We start from the raw sequence: 2,203 nt of genomic DNA on the forward strand, positions 1-2,203 counted from the left end.
ATGCGGCACTGTGCCGTCAGGCTTCCGACGTGCTGGTCAAGGCCATCAACTCAACAGCAGGCGCGCATTATGACGGCCATTGACGAGCGCGTGCTCGAACTCGACCCCGAGGAAGCACGCCGCGTGCGCCAGGCGCGGTTCGAACGGATCGGCCGCTGGGTGCTGCCGCTGGCGATCATGATCCTGGCGATCTGGCTGTGGGATCGCATCTGCGTGTGGAACGAGATCCCGCAATACATCCTGCCGCGTCCCGGCGTGGTGCTGTGGACGCTCTACAACGATGCCGGCCTGCTGTTTTCCTCGCTGCTGGTCACCTTGCGCATCACCTTTCTCAGCTTGGCTCTGGCGGTCATAGGCGGGGTCGGGCTGGCGGTGCTGTTCGCGCAGTCGAAATGGGTCGAGATGTCGTTCTTCCCCTTCGCCATCGTGCTGCAGGTGACGCCGATCGTGGCGATCTTTCCGCTGATCAACATCTATGTGAACGACCAGACGACCAAGCTTCTGCTGTGCGCCTGGATCGTCGCCTTCTTTCCGATCCTGTCCAACACCACGCTTGGCCTCAACTCCGTCGACCGCAATCTGCGCGATATGTTCAAGCTCAACGGCGCGACGCGCTGGCAGCAATTGCGCTATCTCAGGCTGCCGGCGGCGATGCCCTATTTCCTCGGCGGGTTGAAGATCGCCGGCGGCCTGTCGCTGATCGGCGCCGTGGTGGCCGCGTTCGTTGCCGGTACCACCGGCCAGTCGTCCGGCCTTGCCTCGCGCATCATCGAGGCCGGCTACCGGCTCAACGCGCCGCGGCTGTTCGCGGCGCTGTTCCTGATCTCGCTGACCGGCATTTTGATCTTCCTCGTGCTGTCGCTGATATCGCATCTCATCTTGCGGCGCTGGCATGAAAGCGCGCTGAAGCAGGAGCGCTAGGCCTTGATTCCCAACACTGGTTCATACCGGCTTACCAACGTCAGGCTTCACGCGTCCCTGACACCGGGGCTCGCTGCTGTCCCCGATAGCGATGGCTTCGCGCTTGCCGACGTCACTGTCGCCGACGGCAAGATTTCCAACATCGCCGCGCATGGCCGATTGAAAGCGTCTGCCGACGCCGTCGATCTCGGCGGTCGCATCGTGCTGCCGTGCTTCGTCGACTGCCACACGCATATCGACAAGGGCCATATCTGGCCGCGAAAGCCCAATCCCGACGGCACGTTCATGGGCGCGCTGAATGCCGCCGATGCCGATCGTGTGGCACGCTGGAGCGCCGAGGATTTGGCGCGGCGGATGGATTTCTCGCTGCGCTGCGCCTACGCCCATGGCACAAGGGCGCTGCGCACCCACATCGACAGCGTCGCGCCGCAGGAGGAAATCTCCTGGCCGGCGTTCGAGGCGATGCGCGAGGAATGGCGCGGCCGCATCGAGTTGCAGGGCGCCTGCCTGCTCGGCGTCGAAGGCGTGCGCAACAAAAAGTGGTTCGACAGGCTGGCAAAGAGGGTTGCCGCGGCAAAGGGCGTGCTCGGTGTCGTCACCTATATGGCGCCGGACCTCGAAGAGCTGCTCGATCACGTCTTCGCGCAGGCCATCAAGCATGGCCTCGATCTCGATTTCCATGCCGACGAGACCAACGACATTTCCGCCATATCGCTGAAGAAGATCGCCGAGGCCGCTCTGTGGAACGGTTTCGAAGGAAAGATCCTCGTCGGCCATTGCTGCTCGCTGGCGCGCCAGCCGGATCTCGACGTGCTCGACACGCTGGACAAGGTGGCGAAAGCGGGGCTCGCCGTCGTCTCGCTGCCGATGTGCAATCTCTATCTGCAGGACCGGCGCGCCGACGGCACCACGCCACGCTGGCGTGGCGTGACGCTGCTGCACGAGATGAAGGCGAGGGGCATTCCGGTGGCGGTTGCTTCCGACAACACGCGTGATCCCTTCTATGCCTATGGCGATCTCGACATGCTGGAGGTCTACCGCATGGCGACGCGCATCCTGCATTTCGATCATCCGGTCGCCGACTGGCCGCAAGCGGTCACCGCGACGCCGGCCAAGGTGATGCGGTTTGATGGCTTCGGCACGCTGGCTGCCGGCGGTGATGCCGATTTCATCGTGTTCAAAGGCCGAAGCTGGACGGAATTGCTGTCGCGGCCCGAATCGGATCGCATCGTGGTGCGCGGCGGCAAGGCGATCGACCGCCAATTGCCAGATTATGCCGAAC

Annotated in this window: 2 protein-coding genes; both read left to right on the forward strand. The window is 63.6% G+C overall.

All coding sequences use genetic code 11. The annotated features are described in order from the left end of the window. The first annotated feature begins 69 nt into the window (after window positions 1-69). Complete coding sequence (locus EN879_RS32920; protein ID WP_127274557.1) at window positions 70-921, forward strand: ABC transporter permease; 852 nt, start codon at window positions 70-72, stop codon at window positions 919-921. A 3-nt stretch (window positions 922-924) separates the two neighbouring features. Then, window positions 925-2,203, forward strand: a 1,279-nt coding sequence (locus EN879_RS32925; RefSeq protein ID WP_127274558.1) for a cytosine deaminase, incomplete at its 3' end; no start/stop codon positions are given.

This window comes from Mesorhizobium sp. M7A.F.Ca.AU.002.02.1.1, assembly GCF_003998535.1.
GTDB classification, from domain to species: Bacteria; Pseudomonadota; Alphaproteobacteria; order Rhizobiales; family Rhizobiaceae; genus Mesorhizobium; species Mesorhizobium ciceri.

Coding starts and splice junctions, on each gene's coding strand:
- EN879_RS32920 (WP_127274557.1), top strand. CDS start 70: ATGACGGCCATTGACGAGCGCGTGCTCGAACTCGACCCCGAGGAAGCA.